This is a genomic window from Bradyrhizobium sp., from assembly GCF_035309285.1.
GTDB lineage: Bacteria > Pseudomonadota > Alphaproteobacteria > Rhizobiales > Xanthobacteraceae > Bradyrhizobium.
Genome location: NZ_DATGFH010000162.1, coordinates 60898 through 73496 on the forward strand (window position 1 = coordinate 60898; position 12599 = coordinate 73496).

Below are 12599 nucleotides of genomic sequence, written 5' to 3' on the forward strand. Positions count from 1 at the left end.
CCTCAACCAGGGTAACGATTGACGCGGTAATAGGTCTTCACGTGGTCGGTTTCCTTGTAGCGCTGCTTGCGTTTCTCTTGGTCGGACTCGCTGTCGGCTTGCGCTGAAGTCATCAAGGGTGTTGCCAGCGTCGCTCCCGCGCCGACTGTGCCGATGCCGACCTTGCGAAGAAAGTCGCGGCGGCCGACGGTCGTTGTCTTGTCTCTCATCGCATCTCTCCTGGACCAGCGGCGCTGATCAGTTGGCGAACGTGAAAGCCTCGGATTCTATTTCCAGAAAAACGCGTCCAAGCGTCCCGACCGACCGGTAGAATCTGGCGCTTTCCGCCTTCTCCATGTCGGCGAACAAACGTGCCATCCAGCGCGATACGTGCTTCTCGAAGAAGTCGCGCTGCTCCTGTGGCGGTACGGGGAAGCGCGCCGTCGCAAGGCCAGCCATGATCTCGCACAGCGTCGCCGCGTGATCCTCAGGCTCAAAATTATTCTCCACCCGCTCAATGCCGAGCGCGGCGAGGTCGTCGCGCAGGCGCGACAACGGGCGTTCGTTGAGAAAGCCGGTCAGGTAATAGGAGGCGTAGGGCAGCAACTCGCCACGACCCAGACCGACGAACAGATCGAAATATTCGCGCTCGACCTCGGATGCGGCCGAAATTGATGCGGCCTCTGCGAGGGTCGTATGGGCGCGGCCGAGCGGCGTTGCATCGGCCTTGAGTTGTGCAATTTGTTCGAGCAATGCAGCCGACGGTGCCGAGGAGAGCACGGTTGCAAGCAGCGTGTATTCCTGCGCGCGCTCGGCATCGATCGGATCAACCGAGTCGTCCAATACCGCGGGCTCGCCGTAGAGATCCGGACGAAGCACCTTGCGCGATACGCCGGTTGCGCCTTCGACTGCAATCACACGTTGCGCGGGCACCCTTTTCCAGTTCGACACTGAGGGCTGTGCAATACCGATTTTTCGGGCAAGCTCGGCGACGCCGCCCGCCGCATCGATGGCACGTTCAAGGCCTGTATCGCGCACGCTGACCTCCCATCCTAGGGGTCAATTGCGTTTGCTGATGCAAGACTACGGCGCGCGTCGCGAACCGGTCAATCAACTAGCATAGCCTGAGGCTATCACATTTAGTCGCAGTCTACCGGGGCAGCGCGCCGCCATGTGTGCGACGCGGAAGAGGAGCTTCACTCGCGGCTACTGGTTGCGATGCAGCAGGACCCGACGGCAGGTCCTCTACTGCGGACTCGTCGTGCGGCCGAGGATCCGTGATCACCTTCACCGGGCTTGGTGATTGCGCCAAACCCACCTCCTCGTGAGCCGGTCGTCCAGCATCCTCCGCAGCCTCTGCGGGGTGGTTGGTGAGGCTCTCAGCGCTCTCCTCCACCCTACCCCCGACGATGCGGCGGACGAGTGCGTCAACCTCTTCGGCGGAATAGTCCAGCGGACCGAAGCCAGCCATGGCGTTCGGATCATTGAAGTCCCAGGCGTTCTCCGCCAACCCCACGAAATCGCGGATAGCGGGATCGGCGCTCCAGGCGCGACGAAGCGCCGCACGGCTCAACTCCTGCGGAATGCCTTTGCGCAGGAAGGCCGTGATGTCGGTGGCCGCGTCAATCGATTCAATTGGAGGCAAGTTCGAAAGTTCCGTCTCGGCGGGAACTGGCTCTGCCGCCGCACGATCGGAGGACGCCGCCTCATGTGCCTCGGCAGCTTTTTCGGGCGCTGCTTCAGCGCGACCGACGTTCGCCTCTTGCTTGCGACGCGACCAGCGCGCCAGGAATTGCTCGTCGCTCATTCGTGCCCACCTTCGTGGTGACGTCGCGCAAGCGCCTCCGGATCGGCGCGCCGCCGCTCGCGCTTGACGAACTCAGTCTCGACGTGGTGCTCGGCGATGAAATTTTCAATCGTCTCACGCAGCACGTCAGGCAATGGCACGGCCTCGACCAGATTGGCACCGGCCTCCGTGAATGCCTCGCCTTCGGCAGGGTCCGCGGTGACGGCCGAAACAACATAGGGGCAGACACCCTCGGAAGGTGTCAATACCATCCAGGCGCTGGGAGCGCCGGTTGCAAGATTATCGCGATAGCGCGCAGTTTCCGAACGATAGAGATCGACCGTCGCGCTCCCCGCGTAAAAGAGCGTCGTTCCCTCCCGCTCCCGTAGAACAGTCCACGGCGTCATCTCCGGCTCATCCGGCAAAACGCCGATGCCGCGCCAGACAAAATCGATCCATGGGGAATCGGCCTTGCGGCGCTCGACCACGACACCGACCGGAATGCGCAACAATGGAAGGACGCCGGAGCTCACGTCGCAGCCTCCAGGTGTTTGATCGGCAGTCCCGTCAACAGATTCTGCGGCTTCATCCGCACCAGCTGGTCGGAGGTCATTGCAAGAATCAGATAGACCGGCTCGCGCCCGACGGCATCAACGACCAGGCCATGATCGGGAAAGCTCAGTTGGAACAGCGCCAGCACACGGCCTGCCGTACGGTCGTCCAGCGTCTCTCCATGCCAAAGCCGGTCGCCCATCCGGGTGGCTTCAGCGTCGAGGCCAATATACCAGGTGAGCTTTGCATCGCGTAGGGCCGTGAGCGGCTCGATTGCGACGTCAACTCCAAGCAAATGAGAAATCCAGAGTTTCATGGCGTGCGCCAACGCAGCCGGGCCCCGCGCTCCGCCGGTGAAATCGAGCGCAAGATCGAACTGGTCGCTGCGCTGCCAGTAGCTGTCGGCGTTTCCCTCGCTGAGAACGTCGACCTCGGGGCTCGTTGCCCCCAACATGGACATCAGCGACAACAGGGGCGGCGTTGGGCTTGGCCCGCTAGCGACTTCCTCGTCACCCAACAGCAGCGAGTGTCCGTGCGGCAGGATACGCTGCGGCCGGAAGAACAGTTCAGCCGCGCGCAGCACGAACGGATCCTCGCAGCGATCAAGCGCATTGCGCAGGATCGCGTGAACAAGCTGGTTCACAAACAGCGGTGGCAAGCTGATGTGTCCTGACCGAACCAATGCAAGATAGGCTGCTTCCAGCGTAGGCTCGCGCAGCAAGAGTTTGCGGAATGCCAGCACCAATTGCCAGTTCTCGCGCGCATCCGCGTCGGCGATCGCGGCAACCTCCTCCGCAGCGACGGCCCGGCGCGGGTCGGCGAGCAGTTCTCGGTGCAGCCTGTGCTCGACCGCGCAAGCGTCGTCCTGCGGCACTAGCTCGGGACGCGCGAAATAGGCCTTCAGGAACTCATCCGTCACCACGAGCCCGCCGCTCGCATTGTGATTGAGCAGGTGGTGGCCGCAGGCGATCCAGAAATCCCTCATCGGTGTGACGGCTCCCGGCTCATGTTCGCAAGGTTGAGAGCGCTGTCGGGCTCGGTGTCATCCTCGACTTCCATGAACGAGAATGCCTTGCCGTGACCTTGCCCCTTCTTCAGCTGCAATCTGCGGAATGACTCGCGCACCTCGCCATCGCCGGCCGAGCGGTGAACGGCGATCAGCGTACTGATGGGATGCGTGCAGAGCGATTGCGCAAAGGCGACCTCCTCTTCCGCGGCGAGGCGCGCGGTCGCAAGATCCGGCGCCCCGAACCGCTCGACAAGCTGCCTCGCGAGGAGTTCCACCAACATCCGGCGATCGTCCTCGGTCGCGTGGACGATTTGCGCCAGCGTCGACCCGCCCCAGGACCGCACTCCCAGAAAACCGCTGCGGAACGCCGAACGGTCCTTGGCGCTCAGCTTCTCCGGATCCCGGTCGCAAAATCGGAACGCACCTGACACCGCCCAATCACCCGGCTCAGCGGGAACGTCGAACACGAAAGTGTCGGACGCATCGAGCGCGATGGTGCGCAACAGCTTCACGGACGCGGCCCTCCGAGTTCCGGATCGAGCCACGAGGGCAGCAGCAGGCTCCTCTTCAGATCGCACCGATCGGTCCTGTTAATCCCGATCCGACGCACCAGAAGATCGCCATTGTCATCGACCAGACGAGAGGTCTGCCGCTCGCGCACCAGCCGGCTCAGGAACTCATGAGCGATGCCGTCGAATCCCTCGGCCTGCCAGACGTCGAGAGCGCGCATCAGATGCCGCGCAAAGCTTTCCGTTACCTGAACGGCGCCGGCATCGGCAAAACCCTCCTGGTCCAATGCGCAAGCGAGCGGATGCACGCCGGCTTCCCTGTCGGTCATCGCAACGGTGCGGATCATGCCGCCGAACACCAGCCAGCGCGGAGGCTCATCCTCCTTCGCGGATGGGGGCCAGCCGAGCCGCCCGCCGCCAACAAGGCCGCCGTCGACACGGATCGCGTCCGGCCAGTTGATTGCGATGTCCTTGTTCGGCGGTGCATAGACACGCAAGGCGTCGGTCAGGGCCACCATTCCGGCATAGAAAGCGCGGCGCGCCGTGCGCAGGGGCTCGCCGGGCTCCAGCACGATGGCGAACTCGGCAACATCGAACCGTCCCACATAGGTCAGCGTCCCTGCCCCGCTCTCTTCGGCGATATCGATAGCATGAGCGAAGGCGTCACGACTCTCGCGCAGCCTCACCAGCGTGAATGGCGGAGGCAGATTGATTGGCTCCTGAATCGAAGAGCGCCTAGGGGCTGTCGGTATCAATCGGACCTCCAGCTTCCTTTTCGTCTCTGGTGAGAATAACTTAATTGAGCAGAGGGATCGAGGCGAGTCCGCTCGCCCGTTCCCGGCCTCTTCAGGAGGTAGATAGCTGCGCATGCCGGATCCGCCAAAAACGATCCTGATCTGCTCGTGCGAAGACACGATGCGCCTCGATCGTGCCGCCATTCAGCGAGGGTGCCACAAAAGCGAAATCGCCGAGTTCCGTCAGCTCTGCCGGGCTGAGCTTGACCATTTTCGCAACGCGGCGAAGACGGAAGGACCGCTCATCGTCGGCTGCACCCAAGAGGCCCCCTTGTTTGGCGAGGAGGCGAAACGACATTCCGGGCAAATGGAGTTCGTCAACCTTCGCGAAACGGCCGGCTGGTCGGCGGAGGGTACGAAGGCGGGCCCCAAAATGGCAGCACTCCTCGCAGTTGCGTCCGAAGCTGCGCCCGCTTTTCCGTTTGTAACCTTATCGAGCGAAGGCGTGATCCTGATCTACGGCCGCGACGAGGTTGCGGTCGATGCCGGACGGCTGCTTGCCGATCATCTCGACGTGACGATCATGATCACCAAGCCGGCGCAGATCATGCCGCCGGCGACGACATCTTTTCCAATCGTCCAGGGAATGATCCGCAATGCCAGGGGATATTTGGGGGCGTTCGAGTTGACGATCGATGACTATGCCGCCCCCCGCCCCTCCTCGCGCGATGCGCTCGTCTTCGGGGCTCCGCGCGACGGCCTGACCTCGCGTTGCGACATCCTTCTTGATCTTTCCGGCGGGATGCCACTCTTCCCCGCTCATGACTTGCGCGATGGCTATCTCCGCGCGGATCCGCGAGATCCGGCCGCGATGCTGCGCGCGGTGCTCAAGGCACGCGACCTTGTGGGCAGCTTCGACAAACCGAAATACGTGAATTTCACCGCAGAGATCTGCGTCCATTCGCGATCGAGGCTGACCGGTTGTCATCGCTGCCTCGATCTCTGCCCGACCGGAGCAATTGCGCCCGATGGAGATCACGTCAAGATCAACGCCGAGGTCTGCGCCGGATGCGGTTTGTGCGCTGCGGTCTGTCCGACGGGTGCGGCAACCTATGCCCTGCCGCCTGCCGACGCGCTGCTTCATAAATTACGCGCGATGCTCTTGACCTATCGCGAAGCCGGCGGCGCCAATGCCGTTGTGCTGTTCCATGACAGCCAACACGGCACCCCGCTGATCGACGCGCTCGCCCGCTGCGGCCACGGGCTTCCGGCCAATGTACTGCCGTTCGCCGTCAACGAAGTGACGCAGGTCGGACTCGAGGCGGTTGTGGCGTCCTTTGCCTATGGCGCGGCAGGGATCCGTTTTCTCCTGCGGGCAAAGCCGCTGCACGACACAGCCGGTCTTTCCCAGACCGTCGCGATGGCAGATGCCATTGTATCCGGGCTTGGATTTTTAGGACGGCGGGTCGCGACGATCGGGACGGACGATCCTGACGCGCTCGGAGAGGCGCTGCGGGCGATAGAGCCGGCGCCGGCCGTGGAGCGTCCCGCAACCTTCAAAACGGTCGGCAAGCGGCGCGACTTGCTTCGCCTCGCTCTTCACGAACTGCATCGCGTTGCGCCTGCTCAGACCGACGTCATTGCGCTGCCCCAGGGCGCGCCGCTTGGTGCAGTCGCCGTCAAAACGGACGGCTGCACGCTTTGCCTGTCCTGTGTCTCGGCCTGTCCCACCGGCGCACTTCGCGACGATCCCGAACGTCCGGTGCTCAAATTCGTCGAAGACGCGTGCGTGCAGTGCGGGCTATGCCAGAGCACATGCCCGGAAAAGGTCATTACGCTGGAACCGCAGATCGATTTCCGTGCCGCAAGGGCTCCGGCAAGGATCATCAAGGAAGAAGAGCCGGCGCTTTGCATCCGCTGCAACAAGCCCTTTGGCGTGAAGAGCACGATCGAGAAGATCGCTGCGAAACTCGAGGGCCGGCACTGGATGTATCCCGCGGGCGACAAGCGGCTGGACGTAGTCAAAATGTGCGCGGACTGCCGGGTCATCGCCATGAGCGAGCAGCAATTCGACCCGTTCGCCGACGTGCCCGAACGCGCGCCACCACGCACGACGAACGACTATTTGCGCCAGCGGGAAGGCAAGGACTAGGGCAAGGACGAAAGCGGTGTTTCGCAGAGTTTATTTCGATGTCGCGCGTCCCAGAAAATCGGTGAGCGCCTTGCGGTCTTCAGCCGATCCAATTCGTTGCTCCGGCATCTTGGTCCCCGGCGTATACGTATTTGGGCCTAGCTCGAACAGTTTTGACACAGTCTCGGGCGTCCAAACGATATTCATCCGTTTGAGTGATTCGGAGAAACGATAGCCGGGCAGCGACGCAATCCTGCGGCCGTACAATCCCGCAAGCGTTGGGCCGGCGCGTTGCGCGTCCTTCGCCGACAAGGTGTGACAGGCAACGCACGCCCTGAACACCTCGGCGCCGTGATCCCCCGCATAGGCGGCAAGCGGATCGCGCGGCGTGGCTTGCAACGATGAGCCGATGGGCTCGCCAGTCCGCGCGTTCCAGCGCCGGATCTTGCCGTCGGCGCCGCCCGTCAGCAATATTGCATTGTCCGGCAGGAAGGCGACCGACCATACCGGCGAACCTTGATCGACCAGCGTTCGCGCGATGCTGCGCTCCTTTCGGTCGATGATCGCCACGATGCCGCCAATTCCTGCAGCGGCGATCGCAGTGCCGTCTGGAGAGATCGCCAGCGCAACAATCGGCGTCTGGCCAGCTCGCAGCTCGCCGCTTCCCTGGCCACCCGATGTCAGAAAGCGCAGCTTCCCGTCGGCGCCACCCGTCACGATCTCGCCGTCGGGCGCGACCGCCACGGCGTTAAGGGGCGAGGCAAGTTTGATCACGCTTGGGGTGCCACCCGCCAGTGGCCATATCCTCAGCTCACGATCATAACCCGCGCTGACCAGCGATCGGCCATCGGGCGTGAATGCGACGCCGTTGACGTTTTGCGCATGACCTTCCAGCACCTGCTGCGTGCCATCGCTGAGCGACCAGATGCGAACGGTATGGTCCCATGAGGCAGAAGCTAATCTCGCGCCGTCGGGAGAGACGGCAAGTGAAACGATCGGCGCGCCATGGCCTGCGAAAACCCGGTCCGGCTGTTGCCGGCCAGGCGTCCAGATCGCTATCTTTGCATCCGCTCCGGCAGTCGCCATTTGCCCATCCTTCAGGAAGGCAACCGCGTTCACCGCATCAGAGTGAAACCGAAGGACCTGCTCTGCGGATTCGGTCTTGAGCGACCATCGGATGGCAGCGGTGTCGAAGCTGCCCGACAGCACACTGTCGCCGTCACTGGAAACCGCAATCGCCCTCACGGGTCCGCCGTGACCCGTCAATTGTGCATGCGCCGGCACCGAATGGATGGCCAGCAAAGTGGCAACGATGCAGACACCAGTGCTGAAACTTGGGACCCAATGCATCTGCGGTTTACAGATGGCCAGGTATGTCACGCCATTGTTCGGGATGTTTGCACTCGCTCGATCTCGTCAACGATTGTAGCCGTCGTTCGGTTTCATGTTGCATCGCAGGTCAGGGGTGGCCCTGCTACTCAATGCCGCAACGGTCGTTATCAACTTGAACCGGGCATAGCCTGAACCTATGCTTGATTTGACACGTCGAGGACGACGTCATGCAAATACGGCTGAAAGCGTATCTGCATTTCATCTCCCGGTGGCGATCACTTCGCGATGCGATACCGCCACACCATTCCGATGTGCGCCGTGGAGCGTCGCCCTCTCTCATCTATGCCGCGGTCGTGCTGGCCCTTCTCCTCGCCATTCTGGAAGTAGACGCTCATCGAGTTGAACTGGAACAGCTTGGTCTCCTGGGGAGCGACTATGCCATCCAGGCTTCTTTTTTGAGCCCGTAAGGCGCCGCTCGACGTCCCTCAAGCGCGGATCAACTTGCGAGCCTCAAGCGCAGATCAACTTGCGAGCTCCGGCTGAAGGCTCGCGGCGTGGCCTGCTTAGCGCTCCGCCTCCCTCGGAAAGACCAATGACCGATCGTCAAAGTCCTCGGCCGGCAGTTTGTCTGCACCGCGGGCGCTTTGCATATCCTGCAATGTCGACGTGCTTGCTGTTCCGGCACGCCCGGTTGTCGAAATCGAGTGTGGTCGCGGGATGCCGGTCGCAGCAGCGAGCAAACCGACAGCCGTGATGAAAGAAACAATGACTAGAGCCTTCATGCGAAATCTCCTGTTGAGCTGAAAACCAGGAAACTCTTGCAGCGATGTGAATAGTGCGAAGCCCGACGCGGCAGTATGAGCCGTCTCACACCGCCGCAGGATTCTTGCGGAGGGCTTGTCAGGTTCCCGACTTGGAACCCTCGGCGCGGAACGAACGTAGCCGCGTTGTTCGCGACTTCTGCGACCCGATTCCCAGCGCAAGCCGCGCATTTGGAAATTGCGACGCGGGACGGAGCAGTGAGGGCCCTCCCAGTTACGAGCGCATAAAAGAAATGCCGTGCCCGAAGGCACGGCAAGTTTCAGGGAGAAAAACCGGGACGCGCCCGGTGCGTGAGTGAACCGTCACCCATGCCCACATTCCGCCACCGCGGAATTTCAGATGCATTGACCGCTTACACGGACGAAGCACTCACCATTTGAGCGCCGCGGTGCGCACGGGATCATCCCAGAGCGCCGTCATCTCGGCATCGAGCAGACTCAGGGTGAGCGAGCACCCCGCCATGTCCAGCGAGGTGACGAAGCTGCCGACCAGGGAACGCGCGATGCGCAGTCCACGCTTCTCGAGCATTCGCCGAGCGGCGTTGTACATCAGGTAGAGTTCGATCGTGGGCGTGCCGCCAAAGCCGTTTACAAGCAGCAATGCGTCGGCTCCGTCTCGAGCATCAAGATCTTCTGCGATCGCACTCGTCAGCTCATAGGCGATTGCGTCCGCTTGCTCCAACTTGATCCGGCGGCGGCCCGGTTCACCATGAATGCCGACACCCATCTCCATCTCGTCCTCGCGAAGCGTAAAGGTCGGTGTACCCGCGGCCGGCACCGTGCAGCTTGTCAGCGCCACCCCCATCGAACGCGTGCGCGCATTCACGCGTTCGCCCAGTGCAACGCAGCCGGCAAGGTCGACGCCCTTTTCGGCGGCGGCGCCGACGATCTTCTCGACGATCAACGTGCCGGCCACGCCGCGACGCCCGATGCTGTGGGTCGAGTTCTCCACCGCGACATCGTCATCGGTGATCACGGTGGCGGTCCGGCATTCAGCGACTTCAGCCGCCATTTCGAAATTCATGCGGTCTCCCGCATAGTTTTTCACGATGAGCAGCACGCCGGCATCACCGGCGACCGCCTGGGCGGCCTCGGCGATCTGGTCCGGCGTCGGCGAGGTGAACACCTGCCCGGGGCAGGCGGCGTCGAGCATGCCATGGCCGACGAAGCCGGCATGCAGGGGCTCGTGCCCACTGCCGCCGCCAGAGACGAGTGCCACCTTTTTCGGGTTCAGCTCTCGACGCCGGACGAATTTCCGCTCCGGTCCGAGCGTGATGATGTCGGCATGCGCCGAGGCCAGCCCGTCCAAACTCTCCGCAAGCATGCCGTCGACGGAATTGATGAACTTCTTCACCCAACCCTCCTCATCAATTCGTGCCTCACTTTTCCTGCACGAGGGCGATCAAGCGCCGCGCGAATTCCTGGAGCAGCGCGTCGAGCTGCGCGTTCCGCTTGCTGCTGCCGAGATCCGGCAAGTGCAGCGTCAGCGTCCGCTCGTGCGGTCCCTCGGTAAGCCGGCTGATCCGGCGCGGGTGAGCGCGCGCATAGGCGCGGAGAAAGGCGGCCTTGGCCTGCGGAGAGAAGTGGCAGACGTCGAAGATCGTATTGAGGTGCTGAACCGGTATCGGAACGGGATAGGAAGGATTGGAAATCTGACTGATGAAGCTCCGGTTCTTGCCCATTGCATGGGCGAGGCGCAGCCGCATTCCGGACGGGCGCTTGTCTAGGACTTCCTTGAAAATGCGCTTGTATACGGCGACCGCACCGGCCTCGGGCGCTTCGTCAACTGCAGCGTCAGTCAAGGCCACCTCCGCTGCTCAACCGATTGATGGTCTGCTTGATCTGCGCGAGCGTTGACACATTCACGGACAGCTCGCGCAGACCACAATTCAGCAAGGCCGAGACGCAACGCGGTTCGCTTGCCATGTCGCCGCACAGACTGACACCGGCCCCGGCGCGGCGACCATGCTCCGCGGTCCGCGCGATCAGCTCAAGAACTGCCGGATGCAGCGGATCCATCAAGGGCGCAAGAGCCCCATTCGAGCGATCGCAGGCAAGGACATATTGTGCGAGGTCGTTTGAACCAATTGAAAAGAAGGCAGCCTTGAAGCTCGCGATGGCCAACGCCGCCGCCGGCACCTCGACCATGATTCCGAGCTCGGGAATCATCGCGGCTACACCCCTTGCATGCAAGCTCTGCACGGCGTCGGTAAACAACTTCCGCCCGGCCTCCAGCTCCTCCGCCGAAGTAACCATCGGAAACATGACCTTGAGATTTCCGCGCACTGCGGCACGCGCAAGCGCACGCAACTGGACGGCAAATATCTCCGGCCGGGCAAGACAAAGACGAAGTCCGCGAACGCCGAGGAAGGGGTTGGCTTCGCCATCCGACGTAAAGCCGGGCACCGGCTTGTCGCCACCCGCGTCGAAGGTGCGAATGGTCACAGGGCGCCGGTCGGCCCAACGCAGAACCGCATCATAGGTCTGAAATTGCGTTTCCTCATCGGGCAGGCCGTGGTTCGCAAGCAGGAATTCGGTGCGCATCAGGCCTACGCCGTCGGCGTACTGCGCGTCCGCGTGCTCAAGGTCCTCGACGCCCTGGATATTGATGTGGAGCTTGATCCGCTCACCGCGCCAGGACGCCGCCGGCCTCCGCAGGATCGCACGAGCCGAGGCTCTGCTCTTGCGATGGAGGTCGCGCCGCTTCTCGAACTGGCCGATCTGCTCGGTGCCGGGATCGAGCTCAAGGGTGGCCCCCTCACCATCGAGCAGCGCCGTGGTTCCCGAATCCGGGATCGTTCCAAGCTGCACGACCATTGGGATCCCGCGTGCACGGGCGAGCATCGCGACGTGGCTCGTAGGACTGCCGCGCAACAGGGCGAGACCCCCGCCACCCGACCAGTCGATCTCCAGGAAGCGCGACGGCGGCAAATCCTCGGCGCAGACGACGGCGCCATCTGGGATCTTCAGAGACTGACCTTCGTCCCCCCGCAGGACGTTCAAAACACGATCGCGCAGGTCGGCAAGATCCGAAGACCGTGCCTTCAGATATTCGTCCGGCGTTGAATTGTATTCCGCGATCTGCTCATCGAGCGCAGATCGCCACGCCGCGTCCGCCGGCTTGCCCTCGCCGATCGATGCAAAGATCGCAGCAATGAAATCCTCATCTTCGAGCAGCGCGACCTGGAATTCGAGAATTTGCGCGGCTTCACCGCCGGCTATCGCGGCAAGCTCGGCGATCTGGCGACTCGCGGTCTCGATCGCGTTGCGAAGGGCCAGCGCTTCGTCCACGAGCGTACCCGCGACGCGTTCGACGTTCGCACCCTGATCGACCCTGACGAAGGGGCCGTGGGCAAAGCCGATCGAAGCCGTTCTGCCGCGGTAGGCCGTCGTTGCTGCACCCTGCCGCATGTCACGCAGCCTCGTCCGGAAAGTCCGCGGCGATCAGATTAATGAGCGCCGCAACGGCGGCCTGCGCATCACTGCCGGATGCCTTGACCTCGATCATGCTGCCGTGAGCGGCGCGCATGGCCATGATCTTCGCCACGCTCTTGGCGTTGATCCATTCGGCCGCGCCGGCGACACGAACGTGAATCTGGGCCTGGAACTTCTTGGCGAGCTTGGTCAGCTTCACTGCCGGACGCGCATGCATGCCCACGGCGTGCACCAACTTCACATTGCCGGTGAATGCCGGCCTGTCAGCTTCGGAAGTTTCCAGCGTAGTCATATTCCACCATATTCTCGTC

Annotated in this window: 16 protein-coding genes; 2 read left to right on the plus strand and 14 right to left on the minus strand. The window is 62.7% G+C overall.

Going from position 1 to position 12599, the window contains the following annotated elements; all coding sequences use genetic code 11:
• Positions 1–2: 2 nt before the first annotated feature.
• From VKR55_RS28645 to VKR55_RS28680, 8 genes are all read right to left on the minus strand, one after another.
• Positions 3–209: a twin-arginine translocation signal domain-containing protein gene (locus tag VKR55_RS28645; protein ID WP_324408752.1), complete on the minus strand. Its 207-nt coding sequence runs from the start codon at positions 207–209 to the stop codon at positions 3–5.
• Between the two features lie 28 nt (positions 210–237).
• Complete coding sequence (locus VKR55_RS28650; protein ID WP_324408753.1) at positions 238–1017, minus strand: molecular chaperone TorD family protein; 780 nt, start codon at positions 1015–1017, stop codon at positions 238–240.
• A 112-nt stretch (positions 1018–1129) separates the two neighbouring features.
• A complete protein-coding gene (locus VKR55_RS28655; protein ID WP_324408754.1) occupies positions 1130–1786 on the minus strand; it encodes a DUF3306 domain-containing protein in 657 nt (218 codons plus the stop codon).
• Entirely contained in the window at positions 1783–2298 is a 516-nt protein-coding gene (locus VKR55_RS28660; protein ID WP_324408755.1) for a DUF3305 domain-containing protein, read from the minus strand. Before VKR55_RS28660 ends, VKR55_RS28655 begins: the two co-directional genes overlap by 4 nt.
• Positions 2295–3302: a DUF6352 family protein gene (locus tag VKR55_RS28665; protein WP_324408756.1), complete on the minus strand. Its 1008-nt coding sequence runs from the start codon at positions 3300–3302 to the stop codon at positions 2295–2297. Before VKR55_RS28665 ends, VKR55_RS28660 begins: the two co-directional genes overlap by 4 nt.
• Positions 3299–3838, minus strand: coding sequence for a DUF6505 family protein (locus VKR55_RS28670; RefSeq protein WP_324408757.1), 540 nt, complete (start codon positions 3836–3838; stop codon positions 3299–3301). Before VKR55_RS28670 ends, VKR55_RS28665 begins: the two co-directional genes overlap by 4 nt.
• Positions 3835–4590 carry a biotin/lipoate--protein ligase family protein gene (locus VKR55_RS28675; RefSeq protein WP_324408758.1) on the minus strand — a complete coding sequence of 252 codons (756 nt, stop codon included), beginning with the start codon at positions 4588–4590 and terminating at the stop codon, positions 3835–3837. The genes VKR55_RS28670 and VKR55_RS28675 overlap by 4 nt, the downstream gene beginning before the upstream one ends.
• Before the next feature lie 91 nt (positions 4591–4681).
• Positions 4682–4891, minus strand: a complete 210-nt coding sequence (locus VKR55_RS28680; protein ID WP_324408759.1) for a hypothetical protein — start codon at positions 4889–4891, stop codon at positions 4682–4684.
• 111 nt (positions 4892–5002) lie between these two features.
• Here VKR55_RS28680 and VKR55_RS28685 point away from each other — a divergent pair, with 111 nt between their 5' ends.
• Positions 5003–6721: a 4Fe-4S binding protein gene (locus tag VKR55_RS28685; RefSeq protein WP_324408760.1), complete on the plus strand. Its 1719-nt coding sequence runs from the start codon at positions 5003–5005 to the stop codon at positions 6719–6721.
• A 30-nt stretch (positions 6722–6751) separates the two neighbouring features.
• Here VKR55_RS28685 and VKR55_RS28690 read toward each other — a convergent pair whose 3' ends face one another.
• Positions 6752–8050, minus strand: coding sequence for a c-type cytochrome (locus VKR55_RS28690; RefSeq protein ID WP_324408761.1), 1299 nt, complete (start codon positions 8048–8050; stop codon positions 6752–6754).
• 209 nt (positions 8051–8259) lie between these two features.
• Here VKR55_RS28690 and VKR55_RS28695 point away from each other — a divergent pair, with 209 nt between their 5' ends.
• Complete coding sequence (locus tag VKR55_RS28695) at positions 8260–8499, plus strand: hypothetical protein (RefSeq protein ID WP_324408762.1); 240 nt, start codon at positions 8260–8262, stop codon at positions 8497–8499.
• A gap of 96 nt (positions 8500–8595) precedes the next feature.
• On the opposite strand, the gene VKR55_RS28700 is transcribed toward VKR55_RS28695, so the two are convergent.
• From VKR55_RS28700 to VKR55_RS28720, 5 genes are all read right to left on the minus strand, one after another.
• Positions 8596–8814, minus strand: a complete 219-nt coding sequence (locus VKR55_RS28700; protein WP_324408763.1) for a hypothetical protein — start codon at positions 8812–8814, stop codon at positions 8596–8598.
• A gap of 409 nt (positions 8815–9223) precedes the next feature.
• Complete coding sequence (gene dhaK, locus VKR55_RS28705) at positions 9224–10207, minus strand: dihydroxyacetone kinase subunit DhaK (protein WP_324408764.1); 984 nt, start codon at positions 10205–10207, stop codon at positions 9224–9226.
• A gap of 25 nt (positions 10208–10232) precedes the next feature.
• Positions 10233–10661: a hypothetical protein gene (locus VKR55_RS28710; RefSeq protein ID WP_414642479.1), complete on the minus strand. Its 429-nt coding sequence runs from the start codon at positions 10659–10661 to the stop codon at positions 10233–10235.
• On the minus strand, positions 10648–12264 hold the full coding sequence (gene ptsP, locus VKR55_RS28715; RefSeq protein ID WP_324408766.1) for a phosphoenolpyruvate--protein phosphotransferase: 1617 nt from the start codon (positions 12262–12264) through the stop codon (positions 10648–10650). The genes VKR55_RS28710 and ptsP overlap by 14 nt, the downstream gene beginning before the upstream one ends.
• A 1-nt stretch (position 12265) precedes the next feature.
• Complete coding sequence (locus VKR55_RS28720; protein WP_324408767.1) at positions 12266–12580, minus strand: HPr family phosphocarrier protein; 315 nt, start codon at positions 12578–12580, stop codon at positions 12266–12268.
• Positions 12581–12599: the final 19 nt, after the last annotated feature.

What these genes read in the sequence shown, in the direction of transcription:
- VKR55_RS28645 (WP_324408752.1), bottom strand. Translation starts at nt 209, where the DNA reads ATGAGAGACAAGACAACGACCGTCGGCCGCCGCGACTTTCTTCGCAAG.
- VKR55_RS28655 (WP_324408754.1), bottom strand. Translation starts at nt 1,786, where the DNA reads ATGAGCGACGAGCAATTCCTGGCGCGCTGGTCGCGTCGCAAGCAAGAG.
- VKR55_RS28665 (WP_324408756.1), bottom strand. Translation starts at nt 3,302, where the DNA reads ATGAGGGATTTCTGGATCGCCTGCGGCCACCACCTGCTCAATCACAAT.
- VKR55_RS28685 (WP_324408760.1), top strand. Translation starts at nt 5,003, where the DNA reads ATGGCAGCACTCCTCGCAGTTGCGTCCGAAGCTGCGCCCGCTTTTCCG.
- VKR55_RS28690 (WP_324408761.1), bottom strand. Translation starts at nt 8,050, where the DNA reads ATGCATTGGGTCCCAAGTTTCAGCACTGGTGTCTGCATCGTTGCCACT.
- VKR55_RS28695 (WP_324408762.1), top strand. Translation starts at nt 8,260, where the DNA reads ATGCAAATACGGCTGAAAGCGTATCTGCATTTCATCTCCCGGTGGCGA.
- VKR55_RS28700 (WP_324408763.1), bottom strand. Translation starts at nt 8,814, where the DNA reads ATGAAGGCTCTAGTCATTGTTTCTTTCATCACGGCTGTCGGTTTGCTC.
- ptsP (WP_324408766.1), bottom strand. Translation starts at nt 12,264, where the DNA reads ATGCGGCAGGGTGCAGCAACGACGGCCTACCGCGGCAGAACGGCTTCG.
- VKR55_RS28720 (WP_324408767.1), bottom strand. Translation starts at nt 12,580, where the DNA reads ATGACTACGCTGGAAACTTCCGAAGCTGACAGGCCGGCATTCACCGGC.